The following is a 15376-nucleotide window of genomic DNA, read 5'->3' on the forward strand; positions in this document are numbered from 1 at the left end:
CTAAATGTTTAAATCAAAACCATTCTTTGAGGCTTTGAAATTATCTCTGATGAAATACGGTTGGCTCTTCCAGTTTTTAATCTGCTCTGAATTCTTATTCAAATAGTTTTGAGCCTTTGCCGGTATTCCCTTTACTAAATGCCGTTGATCAATATTCCCCCCGGCTAAATAGCTTTTAAATTTTTCTCTTGGTAGTACAATTGAGTTTGATACACATTTGCACGACACGTGAAACCCTGTGAACTTGAAATCCTTTGAATAAGCTCCTACAAGAAAATCACAAATATCCCTCACCACGTGGGCCGCGCTTAGTTCTATTCTTTGACCCATTACAAACGGCATCGTTTTACGTCTTTCAAAGTCGTTAGTCCTGTATGCTATGTTTACTTCATTACGGCTAATCCTCAATGCGTTCTTATAACTGGAACGGTACACGCCCTGCCCCGGATTGTAATTCTTTGCTGGTGTACTCAACACCAGTTTCCCTTCTTCATTTCTCAACCTCCTGAATCTTCGCTCTGGCTCCTTCAGGTACTTCTTTAAATCCGTTGCCATATCTGCAGCGCTGCGTCCGTTTACTATTCCGCTTTCCAGTAACAGGTTAACAGCTTCCCTCGTTCCCTTGGTAACGCTAACTACTCGATCGCTCAGAAATGAACCACCAGCTTTTCTTTTGATGAATGACTTAGCGGCTCCGGCATTACTGGCAAGCATTGTTTCTACTTGCTCAGAAGGCACACCCATATCTTTGATGTAGTCCTTAATGAAATCATCTGAACAGGCGTTAGATAAAGAGAAACTGGTTTCAATCTGTTCTTGAACCAGCCTCTCCAAATCATCATTAAACCTAATCAACGCATTATCAAAGGCTCGTTTTCGAGTATCGGTCATCCTGCCATTATAATTTCTAAATATTGTACCAAACTCCCGGGTGTATTCTGCATACAGTCTATCTAAATGCCATTCCTGCGCACCTATCAAACTGAATAGTTTTCTTTCACAGGGATTTGGCTTACTCATCCTCTAGGATTAAAGAGCGTGAAGATCTTTGCGCATTTTCTTTCTGGATCTGCTCAATTTCTGTTTTTGCATCTTTGGTATATGGACTTCTTGAAATTAAAGTCTCTTGGCTGTTTACTGGATAACCTCCACTAGCATCCACTAAAGCTTTGATTTCTTCCGCTATATCTCTAGGGATTGAAAGGTTGAATTCAATATCAAATTCTAAGTTATCTTCATCTATATCTAAGCCGTTTTTAACAACACTGATAATTCTCTCTATAACTGTTCGGTATTGTCCTTGTTTTGACTTCGCTTTGTTTATGGCATCCTGAAGCATTAATTCAAGAGCCCGGCCAGATATTGTTCCGATTCCCTTTACGTTGTCAAAACTTAGATCAGGAGTTTGTGAAATATTGAAAATGAATTCTTTCAAATAGTCCATTTCTAATTTGATTGATTCAACACCGGTGTCACGCTGTAAAAATTCTGCTTCTGCCTCAACGATTTGCCCGTTCTTCTCAGCTATTCCTAGAAGTATAGATTTACCATCGTCTGAAATATCAATCAACCCCTCGTCTTTACCTTCTTTATTTTTGATAGTTGAGCCTTTGAGTTTTAGAATAGGAAAGGCGAAGTAGTTGTTTGAGCCGGCTAATTTGCTGATAAGCATTTCTACGCGATCAATTAATTCTTTAGTGTCATACCATTCTGGCTGTGGCTGCTCGTGAAAAACAACCGGGATAACTCCAAAATCGTGGGTGTCACTACCTAAATATTTTAAATCTGAAGAACCCGGTCCGCTGTACTTATGAATATACTCATCTGTGAATATCCAAAGGTGACTAACCTCATCTATTACAAACTCCCAATAAAAAGCTACTAAGTCTCCGTAAACATCATACTCAGGAGTATATTTTCCGTTGTCGGAATTGTACATTCTGGCTTTAATATCTTTATCTGGCCCCACTTCGGAAAATATAAATACTGCCATTGTCTCAGACATAACCACTTTAGCAAATTCAAGAAGCTTATTATTCAGCCTGTTCTTTTTAATAGCCTGCAGAATCCTTTGTCCGTTTTCGTTGTCTGGATCATTCGCTGTTATACTTACCGGCTCAGCTAATAAAAAACTTGCGGCTGTTTCTACAATCTTTTTTTGTAGGTTGATAACAAGTCGCTCAGCTTCGATAGTCTTTAGATTGTTCTGGTAGTTCTCGCGGTAACCTACCTGCAGTTTCCTAATTTTACGGTCTCCCCGGTATTCTTTGACATAAGGCATCACATCTCTAGAGTTAGCTTCTAGGAATTTAATAACTTGTTCTTTACTGGTGTGATCTATTTGATTTGTCTCCATAGTTTTTTACTTTAAACGTTCTTGACGGTCCTTTGCGGCTTGAGCCCTTTTCTGTTCTCTAGATCCAAATTCTTTAAGCCTTTGTTTATAGATTATATCTTGCTCAATTGCAGATTTGATTGAGTGCGGTTTTAAATTGTATTGTCCGTCGTTAGCGTGAAAGAAATACTCTGCTATAGAATTCACATTCATAGTACCTCTGTATCCAACTGCTTCCAGTTCGGCTTGTAATTCTTTGAAACCGTCCATAAATTTATTGGCTGCATCGTAAATTTTGTTTTCTTGATCTGTCGCCAGATAAACCTTGCAATGCTGCTCAATAAATTTCGCCTCCGTTTCTTCAGTTATCATAAAACTCCCGCCGACATAGTCAATCATTTCCAGTTTAAGAAATGGCGTGTTGTCATTAAAACCTCTGTAATAATTCCGGAAAGAAATTACATTTTGAACATCGTCCTTAAATTTTTGAAATATTTCATTGCTACCTTTTATTAGGTTTGCTTTAATAAGGCTTGAGGTTATACCAGCCTTTTTGATTTGAGATTCCATATTTCTCAAATACTTTTGCTCCATATTTCTCAAGCCCCCTTTTTTAATCTCTTGAAAAACCTTACCTGAGAAAGATCCCATCTCAAGAGCCTCATATCCCGTTAGCATATTTACTAACAGAGGTTTTATTCTTTTCAGGTCTTTACGAATGTTTTCAACACCCTTGTTATCCTGATGAATTAATTTTTTTGCCTTCATACTTCTGTTTTTAACAGGGATATCTAAACCCCTTTGTTTAATTATTGATTTTAATTTTGCTGATAATCTGCTCAACGTTTTTGTATTCTGTAAATAAGCGCTCAAGGCTTATTTCTTTACAGGCAACCACTACTTTATTAGATGGCTTGCCGTCTTTCTTTAATTCATACAAGGCCTTCTCAATTTTATTTAAGGCTGCTTTTTGGCGTTTTACTAATCGTCGTTCAGCCATTTCTTTGACCTTATTTTTGATATTAATATCCTTTGGCATTATCCCGTATTCATCAAGAAAATCATAGAGATATAAGCGACCAGGCTCAATGGAATTAGTTTCAATAAATTGAGCATGTGCTTCTCTAAGACCATTAAGTATTAAATCCATTTTTTGGTCTTCGGTGAGTTCGTCCGTTTTGCAAGAGTTGTCTTTAAAAAGTGGGATATTGTTATCGTGACGAATCTTCAAGAGCCATTTCTTGTACTGATCTAAAACCTTCGATACATATTCCGCATTAAAGAGTTGGAAATGTTTCACGCGCTCTCCATAAACTCCATATCGCTCTAGCTTAAATGCGTAGTCGATTTCCTCAATAGACAAGCTTTTAAAACGTGCTAATATCATTTCTTTTATATCCTGCTTATTGATATTGCTTATAGGATCTTTGAGTCCTATGAGATTTGCTGCTTTTACAAACACCATTGCTAAATTGGGTCCTATCTGATCCGGTGGTATATTTTTGATTTTATCAAATTCAACCACATTCCGAGCAAAAGCAATCTCTGTTAAATTACCAGCCTTCGCTATTCTGTCTGATAGTTTGTGCTGACTGACGGTTAATTGTTGGCTCTGCGCTTCCATGTCGTTTATTATTTAAGGGCTGATTAGCTTGCGCTACTAGTGTTGATATTTTTTTTCTAAGTGTTTTTGTTGAAAGAATATTAGTTTTCCAAAATTCCCCGGCTGGTGAGTTGAGAAATTTATACGCCATGGTAACTTGGTCTTTATTTACCTCATCTCTCTGAAACATCAACCTAATCGGATCTACATAATTTTTATATGTAGCTTTTCGCTGATCCTTTGTTGTGGAATTTTTTTCTTCTAAATTTTTAATGAATAATTGCTGAAAAGATTTAGCTATCTGAAAATATTTTTTTTCTGAATCCTCGACGTCTGAAATGTTAATTTCAGATAGAAGATTATTTCTTATATTCTTAATTTCTTTATCTTCTTTACTTCTTATAGTGTTGTTGGGTTGCGTGTTATTTTGATGTTGTTCACGTGTTGGGTTGCGTGTTGGTTTGGTTGTTGATTCTTCTTCGTTCGGTTGGTAATCGTCATATTTTACAAGGGTTACCACCGTAAATTTGTTTGTTGAGTAGGTTGTTATTTCGCCTGTTGATTTGAGTTTGCTTATAGCTGTTCTGAATTGTTGCTTAGAAATGCCTATTTTTTTAGGAGTTTCTGAGGTTCCTGTAATGCATTGACCTCTTTGAATTGGGTACTTCTTATACTCTGTGTATTCCCAGTTTGCAGTTAGAAGCAGGTGCATAAATGTTAATCTAACTGGCACATCATTATACCATTCCCACTCTAAAAGCTTCCTGTGCATCTTTATCCATCCTATCGCCATACTATTTACCTATAAAGATCTTTGATGTCTGATTTGCTTGAGTAGTGACTTAGCTCAAGCTCAAGAATTTCCTTTGCGCTCTGTATTCTTGTGATTTTTTCTGAGAGTAACTGTATTGCGTAAGACTGAAGTTTTATAGCTACATCACTTCTAAGTCTAAAACCTATTGCAACAACTTCATTAAGAGTGAACAATTCCTGAACCCTCACTTTACCATCTTTAGCAATATGGCGAGATTTCGCCGGGTTGATTAGCCCGTCTTGTTTAAGATTTCTAATGTTATCCGCTAAAGTCTTTCTAGGTACTTGATATAATTCACTCATCTGACTCCTACTTGCGAAACGCTTAGTGCTGTCAACAATTCCAAAATCTTTGAATATTGACAATTCGCTATCTTTAAAATGAGTAGCGCAAATAGATTTGTCGCCATGTGCTTTAATATTGCTCATGACCTACTTGTTAAGTTTGATTAATGTTTGAAGAAGTTCACTTCGTTTATAATACCTGCGATTAGAAATACCATAGGCTGTGACTATTCCTTTATTAGTCCAAGTCCAAAGGGTTGAAGAGTTTATTTTTAAAAATTTACAAGCCTCATCCCGAGTAAGAAGCTCTTCCGGTTCATTAGGAATAGATAATGCCTGCTTAATGTGATCAATCAGTTTTTCATCCCGATGATTTAAAACCTCGAGTAACTGATCAGTTGTGAGAAGATTTACTGTTCCTGACATTGCGCTTAGATGTTTAATTTCTATAGCGCAAATTTGAGGGTGTCAAGAATATAATTTAGAAACGTTATCGTGCTGAAATGTGCTGAAAACGTGTTGAAATGTGTTTTTAGACTATTTCATTTTTAATACGCTCGTATAGGCTTTGGATTTTATTACCACTACCGCTATGTCTAGAATCTATTCTATCAATAGAAATATTATAAAGCTCTGTATTGACCAGCTCAACAAACCTCGTGTTTGAACATAATATCTGATTTGGCTTATCCTCTTTCATGATCCAATAAATCCTACTGTAATTTGCGAGTTTGCTCTTTTTATCCTTATGAATTTCGTGTAGTTCTTTGAAAATCCAGTAGGCCTTATCATCTAAAAAAACATCCTTATGAGGATTTTCAACGTATGATGCATTTCGCCTTATGAATTTTAGATATTCATTTGCTATAAAAGTCACCTTTGCGTCAATATTTGCCTTTCCTGCTGATTTTTTGTGTAGCTCAAGAAGTGCTTCAATTCTAGGAGTTAGCACCTCTTTCCGGTAATGCTCATTTTCTTTTTGAGTATTATTGAGTTTGCTATCTTTAAAATGGTTTTTATATAGTTTGTGGAAGTCCGCTGTTGTTTCGGCTAGTCTAGTCTGATTCTTTAAAATATATTTTTCCTTTTTGACTACGTCAAATCTTTCACCTTTTTGATTTATGTAGTAGATCTGTCCGTCTGACTCAAACTTCTCCGGCTCTGGATTTTCGGTATAAAAAGTATCATAGAACCCCTCTCCTTTTTCATTATAATACAACTCACCACAGTATTTATCTTCAATAGGAATGCTTAAAAACTGCTTTAAAGCACCCCTATCCATTACTTTTTTACTTAGATCATTCCAAATATCTGACATACTATCTCAATTATTGGTTAACAAGCTTATTGAGTTCCTCCAGATCCTTTAAGGAATTAATCCGGTACACTTTGCCCTGAAACTCTACGAACCCGTTTAGAACTCCCTCAGCACCCCCTACCGGCTTTGTAGAATGGAATAGCTGACGAATATCAACATCTAATACCTCAGCGATTTGTTGTAGCAAATTTGGGCGGGGGAAAGATTCACCATTTACAATATTATAAATTGAGACTGGACTAACCTCTAAAGCTTTTGCTAGATCACGGGCGTTTATAGATTGCTCGTTTAATAATTCTTTAATTCTTAATATCTGCATCGTTTTTTATTGTTTAGCACAAATGTATATTAATTAATTAAAACTTTACAAAATATTTGTTATTTATAAAGTATTGCTTTACGTTTGTCTCAATAATATTAAGTATCACTTTACACTTATAACTATGAAAACGATTTTTAAATTCGAGAATGCAACCGTAAGCCACATTATTCACAAAGAAATGGAGACGCTTTTAAAACTTCAAGAGGAAACAGATTATATGCTTAAAGCCTATGAAAAATATTCTTCCAAACCTAAAAAGCAGCAATTAGTTAAGTTGAATGTTCCAGAAGGACTGGCTATCGATCTTATATACGGTGCGTTGATTCTGTTTGAAAAAGAAACTTTTATTGATGTATCTATGCTTGAATTCTTAGAAAAAACCTTTGACACATTTTCATCTAAAATATATAACACGGATGAGCCAAAACAGGTAATTGATAATATGTATGATAGCGTATTTCAAAGCCTTCCAGACTTAAAAGAGAACAAACCACATTACCTCAATCAATTCTACGAAGCTTGCGCATACCTTCATAAATTGAGCGATATCACATATTTTCTAACTGGTGACTTTAATTTCAATATCCCGTACGACTTATTAATTGTGCTCTCAGACATAGAAGCCTCTACTATTCTTTTAAATCATTTGAGCACCCCTAAGTCTTATAGCACGGAGTTTGATAAAACTTTTTATAAATGGACTGAAATACTAGAAGAAGAAACAAAAGGCGAAGTTATTCAAAAGCGATTTAAGGAAGAGCTAAACGCCCACGTTGAAAAACTGATGCCGGCTGCAGTATGAAAAGTGTAAATATTATTATACTGAATGTAATAGAAAATACGCGTAAAGAATTCTTTAGTAAATTTGGCAAAGATCCGGAAGAGGAAAAAAAGCTTTTTATAAATTGGTACGTCCAAAACAATGAAGCTCCGCTCCGGGTCCTTATTAATGATTTATCAGATTACTATCTGCATATTTCAGAGCGTCAAATTTTACGATATCTAAATGAATAGAGACAAGAACTTTGTAAAAAAGCGTATCAAAAGAATAGGCCTGTTTTTTGAAATTAAAAAGGCTCAAGGATTAACTTCAAAGGTTGCCATTATTGAAATAGCTCAAGCTTTAAGTGTATCCCGTAGCGTAGTAGTTAAGGACCTGGGGAAATACAATAAAAGTCTGAAAAATGAAGAGTAGATCAATTTACCGTACATAAACCGTACAGTTTTAAAAATAAAAAACCGTAACACCTTAATTATATACGTGTTACGGTTTTTACATGTGACCCCGGAGGGATTCAAACCCCCAACCCTCAGAGCCGAAATCTGATGCGCTATTCAGTTGCGCCACGGAGCCCTTTTCAGTTTTACAACAGGACTGAAAACCTGTCTATTTTGCTTAAAGCTAAGCTAATTTCTTTTTAACTATTGTAGAAATGGTTTTACCATCTGCTTTACCTGCTAGTTCGCCAGAGGCCATTCCCATCACTTTCCCCATATCTTGCATTCCGCTTGCGCCGGTCTTTTCGATAATGGCAACTACAACTTTTTCTATCTCTTCTTCACTAAGTTGCTCTGGCAAAAATTGCTCTATTACAGACGCCTGAGCCAACTCTTCCTCAGCCATTTCTTCACGACCTTGCTCCTGATAAATTACAGCGCTATCTTTGCGTTGCTTTACCAATTTCTGAAGCAATTTTATCTCATCATCTTCAGACAACTCTGCTGCAGCTCCACTTTCGGTTTGAGCAGTCAAAATAGCAGATTTTACTGCTCGTAAAGATGCTAAGGCATTTTGATCTTTTGCCTTCATTGCAGCTTTCATAGCTATCATAACCTCTGTCTGTAAACTCATGACCTCATTGATTTTTTCGGAGAGCGAATATAGCCAAAATAAGCTTTTAACACCACATATTTAATCAAAATAAAAGCTCAGAATTTTTTATAACAAATCTAAATCTATCCAAAAAAAAGAAAGGCCGATAGTTCTCACCACCGGCCTTTCTACGTCTGATTTTTACTAACTAATCGACATTATCATGTAAGAATGAATTGTTTCTACGCAATTGTATCTCATCATTTTCATCTGTACTCAATGAAGTGCGAGAGATATTACCCTTCGCATTTGGATTTTCATCTAGATTTACTCCCATACGTTTATAAGCAGGCTGCTTTTCTATCTCGTCTATACGCGACTGATTGTTATGAAATTTGTAGTTAAACTCCTTCATCATACGTCTGCGCTCTGCCGCACGTTCTGTAAGCAATTGAGAAATTGGCGTATTCATAGGATTCTCATCCTCTTCACTGACTCCTGTTTCTTCCTTTTTAACGGGTTCTACAACCTTATGCTCAAAAGCAATTTCTTCTTCTTTCACTTTAGGTTGAGGTTGTGCTTTCTGTGCTGGTTTAGCAGTATTTAAATGATCTTCCATTTCCATGTAATCATCCAGACTGTAACGCTTTTCTCCTTTTTCATTCACTTCGGTAATCGAAACAATTTCTACAGGATTATTCACCTCTATCTCGTTGATATCATCATCTAAACTGTAAACGACTTCTTCCTCTTCAGATTTTTCAATTGGTTTCTTATGCTGAAACTCTTTCTTTTCTGACTTTTCTGGGGTTGAATCATTTAAGGGAAGATCAAAAGACAATGTAAATTGTTCTTCTTCCTCCTGATCAAAAAGATTTATTTGTGGCTCATCTGCAGGATCTTCTACACTTACAATTTTGAAGTCATCTTCATCTACATAAGTGTCTTCTACCTCTTCATAGCTGGTATAATCAAGAACTTCCTCATAAACCACCTGAAGATTTCTAATGAGATCTGTAGTAGGTATAAGATTCATCTGATTTTTTTTCACTTCAGCTTGCGGCTTTTTTGCTTCAGGCTTCGGTTTATTTACCATCAGATCCATAGGATCATCACTATCATCTAGTGTATGTACAATAGGTTTAACTTCCGGTTCAGACTCCTCTTTTTTTGGAGCAGTGTCAAAATTCAATTTTCCACCAGTACTTTTGGGAGAAAGATCGTGTTGCGCACGTTGCTCGTCTTCAAGTGTATGGATAATCTTTTTTGTTTCGGTATTAACGATCTCATTTTGCTGCTCTACATTAAAACCCGTAGCAATAATGGTTACCGAGATCGCATCGCCTAAGCTTTCTTCTTCACCTACACCCATAATGATGTTAGCACTGTGACCGGCTTCATCTTGGATGTGATCGTTGATCTCTCCTATTTCATCAATTGTAATTTCTTCGGTTCCCGAAACGATAAGCAACAATACGTTTTTGGCTCCTGTAATTTTATTATCATTCAATAATGGAGAGTCTAATGCTTTTCTAATGGCATCCTGAGCACGACTGCCACCGCTTGCATTAGCACTACCCATAATTGCAGTACCACTATTACTTAAAACTGTTTTTGCATCTCTAAGGTCAATGTTTTGTGTATAGTGATGTGTTATAACTTCTGCAATACCTCTAGATGCAGTTGCAAGTACTTCATCTGCTTTGCTAAAACCTGCTTTAAAACCAAGATTACCATATACTTCACGTAGTTTATTGTTGTTTATAACAATAAGAGAATCTACATGAGAACGCAATCTTTCTACACCAAGCTGAGCCTGCTCGTTACGCATCTTACCTTCAAACTGAAACGGGATTGTCACAATACCTACGGTAAGCACATCCATCTCTTTTGACATTTTAGCAATCACAGGTGCAGCTCCCGTACCGGTACCTCCACCCATCCCGGCAGTAATAAAAACCATTTTAGTGTTGGTGCCCAACATCTGTTTGATGTCTTCTGAGCTTTCTATAGCAGCCTTTTCTCCCACTTCTGGGTTTGCTCCTGCTCCTAGTCCTTCTGTCAGGCTCACACCCAACTGAATACGTATAGGTACAGGACTGTTTTCTAATGCTTGTGAATCTGTATTGCAGACCACAAAGTCTACACCTTTAATCCCTTGGCTAAACATATGATTGATGGCATTGCTACCACCACCGCCTACGCCAATTACCTTAATTACGTTGCTCTGATTTTTTGGTAAATCAAACGAGATGTTTTCAAAATCTGTGTTGCTCATAATATTTCGTTTTACCGGTTTTTGCTATTGGTTTTCTTTTTCAATTTCAGAGATAAAAATCAGATCTTCATCTCGTCGGTTCTTTTTTTTTTAATCTATTCTGCGTTGTCTAAAAAGTCTTTAAACTTTTCTGCCCAAGTATCAAAAATGCTTTTACGCACTTTTTTCTCTTTAGGCTGCTCGGTTTCCTGCTCATCATCAGAAGTTATCTCTGGTTCTGGTGCAGGTTCTTCTTCTACAATTGCCGTGTCTTGCTGCGCTTCTGGCTCATCTGGACGGTGCTCGAGACTATTCATCACGAGACCTACTGCAGTCGCGTAAAGCGGACTCGTAGTTTCTGAATCACTGTCTCCTGCTAAATGCTCATTAGGATATCCTATACGCGTATCCATACCTGTTATGTATTCTACAAGTTGCTTAAGGTGTTTCAATTGTGACCCACCTCCCGTTAGCACAATCCCGGCAATTAATTTCTTTTTCTGCTCCTCATGACCATAATTTTTGATCTCGAGATAAACCTGTTCTACAATCTCAACGACCCGTGCGTGAATGATTTTTGAAAGGTTTTTTAAGGTTATTTCTTTAGGCTCTCTACCGCGTAATCCCGGGATTGAAACAATTTCATTATCCTTGTTTTCTCCAGGCCAGGCAGAACCGAATTTTATTTTAAGCAGTTCAGCTTGCTTTTCGATAATACTGCAACCTTCTTTGATATCTTCAGTAATCACATTACCTCCAAATGGGATCACAGCTGTATGTCTAATGATTCCATCTTTAAAAATAGCGAGATCTGTAGTCCCCCCTCCAATATCAATCAAAGCAACACCCGCCTCTTTTTCTTCCTGACTTAAAACGGCATTAGCAGAAGCTAAAGGTTCTAAGGTTATCTTATCAAGATTAAGACCTGCGCTTTTTACACAACGACCTATATTTCTAATACTGCTCACCTGCCCTACCACTACGTGGAAATTCGCTTCAAGACGGCCACCATACATCCCGATAGGCTGTGTGATTTCGGCTTGACCATCTACTTTATACTCCTGTGGAAGTACGTGTATAATCTCTTCACCCGGAAGCATCACCAGTTTATGAACCTGATTACAAAGCATATCTATGTCTTTAGGACCTATAACCTGATCTGCATCTGCCCGTGTGATGTAATCGCTATGTTGCAAACTGCGTATGTGCTGACCAGCAATACCTACAACAACATCTTCAATCTTCATTCCCGAAACACTTTCTGCTTCTTGCACCGCCTGCTGTATAGACTGTATGGTTTGGGTAATATTATTTACCACCCCCCTGTGCACACCAAGACTTTTAGATTTTCCGATACCCAGAATCTCTAATTTATGGTACTCGTTGTAGCGCCCTATCATGGCAACAATTTTGGTTGTACCAATGTCAAGTCCTACTGCTATGTCTTTCTGCTCCATAACTTAAATTTTTGTCCCTACAACCTGACCATCAAATCGTAAATCAACGATTTTGTATGCCGAGAGACTATTGTCTTTAATCGCTTTCTGGTAGAAGGCTTTGTAGTTTGCAAACTTGCTTTGCAGATCTTTAACCTTACCTAATTTGATTTTATAGTTTAAAACCCGTGGAGTTAAACTGTAATCACCAGTTCTATTTCTAGAAATCCCCACCACTTGTTTTGCAAGCAACGGGTCTTGTTGTATATAATTTAAAAGTGGGTATACCTCATCAATCTGGTCGTTCTGCAAACCATCTATAATAGGCACCCGTGCTGAATAATTAGAAGACAAAGGCATTGCAGCTCCCTGCTCATCTATATAAAAAGGTTTTTGAGCCTGTACCCGCGCAAGAGGTTTTCTTTGTTTTACTGTTACTCCTACGACTCCATCTAGCGTGAGGTAAACATCTGCATCAGCGATCATCGCATGGGAATCTAACAGCTCTTCAAGCTTATTCAAATCTAGAATTTCTTTAACCTGTCCCTCGAGGGCTTTCTCATTTTGTATCAACAATTTATCAACCGTTTCAGCGGTTATAAAAAGGTTGGCACCCGCCTCAAAATGCACGGATACATCTTTTACAGTTCGTTGTGCATTACGCCGATGCGAAAAAGCAACCAAAAGCAAAGTCACTAAGACTAAACCAATCATTCTTATGTAAAACCAATTAATCTTCATCGCTTCAGATTTTTGGTTATTTTTAAAATCTCTTCTCCAATATCTCCTGCACCCATCATCACTTTTATGCTCGCCTTTGAAGCCTCCATTTTTTCTTGCAATACTGCTTTCGTCACGACTTCTTTTCGCGTAAGAGGAATCAAGCCCAACAACTTTTGAGACGTTATCCCATCAATAGGTTCTTCTCTAGCTGGATAAATATCGAGTAACAACAACTCATCAAACTGCGCTAAACTCGCTGCAAAATCCTGCATAAAATCTCGTGTCCTGCTATACAAATGGGGCTGAAAAACAGCTAACACTCGCTTGTTAGGATACATCTCACGCACCGCACTATGCACCGCATCAATCTCTGTGGGATGGTGCGCATAATCATCAATTAAAACCTCGTCGTCTGTCTTAATTCTATAGGTAAATCTGCGATTAACACCCTTAAATGCGAATAGTGCTTTGGCAAGCTTATCGGCAGGGCAGCCGTACTGTAAAGCCATTGCCAAAGCCGTAATCGCATTAGACAAATTATGTCTACCTGGCAGGTTAAGCACTAAATCTTTAAGCAGCCCATCAGGATGTTTTAAATCAAAATGATAAGCGCCATTTCCTATTTTTATATTTAAAGCTGCATACACAGCCTCATCTTCTAAGCCTATTGTTATTCCATCTAGCGGTAAACCGTTTTTTACAAACAGCACTCCGTCTTCTTGTACTTGAGCCGCAAAATCCCGGAAACTTTGTTGTAAAGCTTCGGCATCTCCATAAATATCCAAGTGATCAGCATCCATGGAAGTGATCGCTGCTATATTAGGAAACAGCTGCATAAAGGAGCGATCAAACTCATCTGCTTCAACCACTACAATCTCTTCTCCTTGCTGAATCAAATTACTCTGGTAATTCTCTGCAATACCGCCTAAAAATGCAGTAACCGGTAAATCACACGAAGCCATAAGGTGTCCCAGCATGGCACTCGTTGTTGTCTTACCGTGAGTCCCGGCAACAGCCAAACAGTATTTCTGCTGCGTTAACCAACCCAAAACCTCTGCGCGCTTTTTAACCAAAAAACCTTCGGCTAAATAATACTGATATGCACTGTGATTTTTAGGCACTGCCGGCGTATAAACCACCAGTGTATTTTCTTTATTTTTATATGTTGAAGGAACATCTTCAATTGAATCCCGGAACGAAATATCAATTCCTAAATCAGTTAAACCTTCAGTAATCGTTGAAGCTGTTTTATCATAACCCGAAACCTGCTTGCCTGCCGCGTAAAAATACCGCGCCAGTGCACTCATCCCAATACCGCCAATGCCGATAAAGTATATATGTGATATGTTGTTTAGGTTATTCAAGGTATTACTTCAATAATTTTTCTACTTCGTTCACAATTTGTTGCGTTGCCTGAGGTAATGCTATTTTTTTAAAATTGGTTCCTAAAATTGCTTGCCGCTCTTCATCTTCAACCAACTCTTTAAAGATCTCCTCAAACCGGTTTTCTAATTCCTTTTCTTTTAAAAGTATCGCCGCATCTTTTTCTACGATAGCTTCTGCATTTTTGGTCTGATGATCTTCAGCTACATTAGGAGACGGAATAAAAATCACCGGCTTTCCTACTAATGCTAATTCAGATACAGAACCTGCACCTGCTCTGCTTATTATAATATCTGCAGCAGCATAGGCTAAATTCATCGTATCTATATACGGTAAGACCTGTACGTTTTCGGTTTTACTGTGCGTTTTGTATTCCTCAAAATACAATTGACCACTTTGCCAGATAACCTGTACGTTTTGATCTAAGATAAATTGTAATTCGTGGTCTATTAATTTATTTATCGCACGTGCCCCAAGACTTCCTCCCAGAATCAAAAGTGTTTTCTTTTGAGGCTTTAAACCATATTTAGTCAAGGCTTCTTCCCGGTTCTGATCAATAAAAATCAAATCCTGTCGCACGGGATTTCCGGTTTTTATAATTTTTTCCTGCGGAAAGAATTGTTGCATCCCATCGTAAGCCACACAAATCTTTTGCACTTTTTTAGCCAACAGTTTATTGGTTATTCCTGCAAAACTATTCTGCTCCTGAATCAATGCCGGTACGTTATAACGGGTCGCCATTTCCAATAAAGGCCCGCTTGCAAAACCACCAGTTCCTATAACAACGTCAGGTTTAAAACGACGAATGATCGTAGCCGATTTAAACAGGCTGCTTATCAACTTAAACGGAAACATCAGATTTGACCACGTCAACTTTCGTTGAATACCGGCTATCCAAAGCCCTTCAATTTTATAACCCGCTTTAGGAACTTTCTCCATCTCCATACGATCTTGCGAACCCACAAAAAGAAATTCCGCTTTCGGAAATTTTTCTTTGAGTGCATCTGCAATCGCAATCGCGGGGTAAATATGTCCCCCGGTTCCGCCGCCTGATAGTATGAATTTGTAATTCTTCAAATTGCCTTATA

At 37.7% G+C, this 15376-nt stretch carries 17 protein-coding genes and 1 tRNA gene; 2 read left to right on the forward strand and 16 right to left on the reverse strand.

The window, feature by feature from the left end:
• From DSM03_RS00405 to DSM03_RS00445, 9 genes are all read right to left on the reverse strand, one after another.
• On the reverse strand, positions 1–1020 hold the full coding sequence (locus DSM03_RS00405) for a hypothetical protein (RefSeq protein ID WP_128763014.1): 1020 nt from the start codon (positions 1018–1020) through the stop codon (positions 1–3).
• Complete coding sequence (locus DSM03_RS00410; RefSeq protein ID WP_128763015.1) at positions 1013–2356, reverse strand: phage portal protein; 1344 nt, start codon at positions 2354–2356, stop codon at positions 1013–1015. Before DSM03_RS00410 ends, DSM03_RS00405 begins: the two co-directional genes overlap by 8 nt.
• 6 nt (positions 2357–2362) lie before the next feature.
• Positions 2363–3103, reverse strand: a complete 741-nt coding sequence (locus tag DSM03_RS00415) for a hypothetical protein (RefSeq protein WP_128761404.1) — start codon at positions 3101–3103, stop codon at positions 2363–2365.
• Positions 3104–3140: 37 nt separating this feature from the next.
• Positions 3141–3959 (reverse strand): hypothetical protein, encoded by an 819-nt coding sequence (locus tag DSM03_RS00420; RefSeq protein WP_128761405.1) that lies wholly within the window; start codon positions 3957–3959, stop codon positions 3141–3143.
• The gene (locus tag DSM03_RS00425; protein ID WP_128761406.1) at positions 3889–4731 is read right to left on the reverse strand and encodes a hypothetical protein; all 843 of its coding nucleotides are present in this window, start codon (positions 4729–4731) and stop codon (positions 3889–3891) included. The genes DSM03_RS00420 and DSM03_RS00425 overlap by 71 nt, the downstream gene beginning before the upstream one ends.
• A 5-nt stretch (positions 4732–4736) precedes the next feature.
• Positions 4737–5180: a virulence RhuM family protein gene (locus tag DSM03_RS00430; protein WP_128763016.1), complete on the reverse strand. Its 444-nt coding sequence runs from the start codon at positions 5178–5180 to the stop codon at positions 4737–4739.
• 3 nt (positions 5181–5183) lie between these two features.
• Positions 5184–5462, reverse strand: coding sequence for a helix-turn-helix domain-containing protein (locus DSM03_RS00435; RefSeq protein ID WP_128761408.1), 279 nt, complete (start codon positions 5460–5462; stop codon positions 5184–5186).
• Between the two features lie 106 nt (positions 5463–5568).
• Positions 5569–6354 (reverse strand): hypothetical protein, encoded by a 786-nt coding sequence (locus DSM03_RS00440; RefSeq protein ID WP_128763017.1) that lies wholly within the window; start codon positions 6352–6354, stop codon positions 5569–5571.
• Between the two features lie 10 nt (positions 6355–6364).
• The gene (locus DSM03_RS00445; protein WP_236638838.1) at positions 6365–6673 is read right to left on the reverse strand and encodes a helix-turn-helix transcriptional regulator; all 309 of its coding nucleotides are present in this window, start codon (positions 6671–6673) and stop codon (positions 6365–6367) included.
• Between the two features lie 124 nt (positions 6674–6797).
• On the opposite strand from DSM03_RS00445, the gene DSM03_RS00450 reads away from it, so the two are divergent.
• A complete protein-coding gene (locus DSM03_RS00450; RefSeq protein WP_128761410.1) occupies positions 6798–7478 on the forward strand; it encodes a hypothetical protein in 681 nt (226 codons plus the stop codon).
• Positions 7479–7682: 204 nt separating this feature from the next.
• Positions 7683–7871 (forward strand): hypothetical protein, encoded by a 189-nt coding sequence (locus DSM03_RS00455; protein WP_128761411.1) that lies wholly within the window; start codon positions 7683–7685, stop codon positions 7869–7871.
• A gap of 85 nt (positions 7872–7956) precedes the next feature.
• On the opposite strand, the gene DSM03_RS00460 is transcribed toward DSM03_RS00455, so the two are convergent.
• From DSM03_RS00460 to murG, 7 genes are all read right to left on the reverse strand, one after another.
• Positions 7957–8030 (reverse strand) — tRNA-Arg (locus DSM03_RS00460).
• Between the two features lie 48 nt (positions 8031–8078).
• Complete coding sequence (locus DSM03_RS00465; protein WP_128761412.1) at positions 8079–8528, reverse strand: GatB/YqeY domain-containing protein; 450 nt, start codon at positions 8526–8528, stop codon at positions 8079–8081.
• Between the two features lie 169 nt (positions 8529–8697).
• Complete coding sequence (gene ftsZ, locus DSM03_RS00470; RefSeq protein WP_128761413.1) at positions 8698–10767, reverse strand: cell division protein FtsZ; 2070 nt, start codon at positions 10765–10767, stop codon at positions 8698–8700.
• 95 nt (positions 10768–10862) lie between these two features.
• Entirely contained in the window at positions 10863–12203 is a 1341-nt protein-coding gene (gene ftsA / locus DSM03_RS00475) for a cell division protein FtsA (protein ID WP_128761414.1), read from the reverse strand.
• A 3-nt stretch (positions 12204–12206) separates the two neighbouring features.
• Entirely contained in the window at positions 12207–12923 is a 717-nt protein-coding gene (locus tag DSM03_RS00480; protein WP_128761415.1) for a cell division protein FtsQ/DivIB, read from the reverse strand.
• Positions 12920–14269 carry a UDP-N-acetylmuramate--L-alanine ligase gene (murC, locus tag DSM03_RS00485; protein WP_128761416.1) on the reverse strand — a complete coding sequence of 450 codons (1350 nt, stop codon included), beginning with the start codon at positions 14267–14269 and terminating at the stop codon, positions 12920–12922. The genes DSM03_RS00480 and murC overlap by 4 nt, the downstream gene beginning before the upstream one ends.
• A gap of 4 nt (positions 14270–14273) precedes the next feature.
• Complete coding sequence (gene murG, locus DSM03_RS00490; protein WP_128761417.1) at positions 14274–15365, reverse strand: undecaprenyldiphospho-muramoylpentapeptide beta-N-acetylglucosaminyltransferase; 1092 nt, start codon at positions 15363–15365, stop codon at positions 14274–14276.
• Positions 15366–15376 lie beyond the last annotated feature (11 nt).

Source organism: Leeuwenhoekiella aestuarii (assembly GCF_004104055.1).
In the GTDB taxonomy this organism is placed as follows: Bacteria; Bacteroidota; Bacteroidia; order Flavobacteriales; family Flavobacteriaceae; genus Leeuwenhoekiella; species Leeuwenhoekiella aestuarii.

What these genes read in the sequence shown, in the direction of transcription:
- DSM03_RS00435 (WP_128761408.1), bottom strand. Translation starts at nt 5,462, where the DNA reads ATGTCAGGAACAGTAAATCTTCTCACAACTGATCAGTTACTCGAGGTT.
- DSM03_RS00420 (WP_128761405.1), bottom strand. Translation starts at nt 3,959, where the DNA reads ATGGAAGCGCAGAGCCAACAATTAACCGTCAGTCAGCACAAACTATCA.
- ftsZ (WP_128761413.1), bottom strand. Translation starts at nt 10,767, where the DNA reads ATGAGCAACACAGATTTTGAAAACATCTCGTTTGATTTACCAAAAAAT.
- ftsA (WP_128761414.1), bottom strand. Translation starts at nt 12,203, where the DNA reads ATGGAGCAGAAAGACATAGCAGTAGGACTTGACATTGGTACAACCAAA.
- DSM03_RS00410 (WP_128763015.1), bottom strand. Translation starts at nt 2,356, where the DNA reads ATGGAGACAAATCAAATAGATCACACCAGTAAAGAACAAGTTATTAAA.
- DSM03_RS00415 (WP_128761404.1), bottom strand. Translation starts at nt 3,103, where the DNA reads ATGAAGGCAAAAAAATTAATTCATCAGGATAACAAGGGTGTTGAAAAC.
- DSM03_RS00450 (WP_128761410.1), top strand. Translation starts at nt 6,798, where the DNA reads ATGAAAACGATTTTTAAATTCGAGAATGCAACCGTAAGCCACATTATT.
- DSM03_RS00465 (WP_128761412.1), bottom strand. Translation starts at nt 8,528, where the DNA reads ATGAGTTTACAGACAGAGGTTATGATAGCTATGAAAGCTGCAATGAAG.
- DSM03_RS00430 (WP_128763016.1), bottom strand. Translation starts at nt 5,180, where the DNA reads ATGAGCAATATTAAAGCACATGGCGACAAATCTATTTGCGCTACTCAT.
- DSM03_RS00480 (WP_128761415.1), bottom strand. Translation starts at nt 12,923, where the DNA reads ATGAAGATTAATTGGTTTTACATAAGAATGATTGGTTTAGTCTTAGTG.
- DSM03_RS00405 (WP_128763014.1), bottom strand. Translation starts at nt 1,020, where the DNA reads ATGAGTAAGCCAAATCCCTGTGAAAGAAAACTATTCAGTTTGATAGGT.
- DSM03_RS00445 (WP_236638838.1), bottom strand. Translation starts at nt 6,673, where the DNA reads ATGCAGATATTAAGAATTAAAGAATTATTAAACGAGCAATCTATAAAC.
- DSM03_RS00455 (WP_128761411.1), top strand. Translation starts at nt 7,683, where the DNA reads ATGAATAGAGACAAGAACTTTGTAAAAAAGCGTATCAAAAGAATAGGC.
- DSM03_RS00440 (WP_128763017.1), bottom strand. Translation starts at nt 6,354, where the DNA reads ATGTCAGATATTTGGAATGATCTAAGTAAAAAAGTAATGGATAGGGGT.
- DSM03_RS00425 (WP_128761406.1), bottom strand. Translation starts at nt 4,731, where the DNA reads ATGGCGATAGGATGGATAAAGATGCACAGGAAGCTTTTAGAGTGGGAA.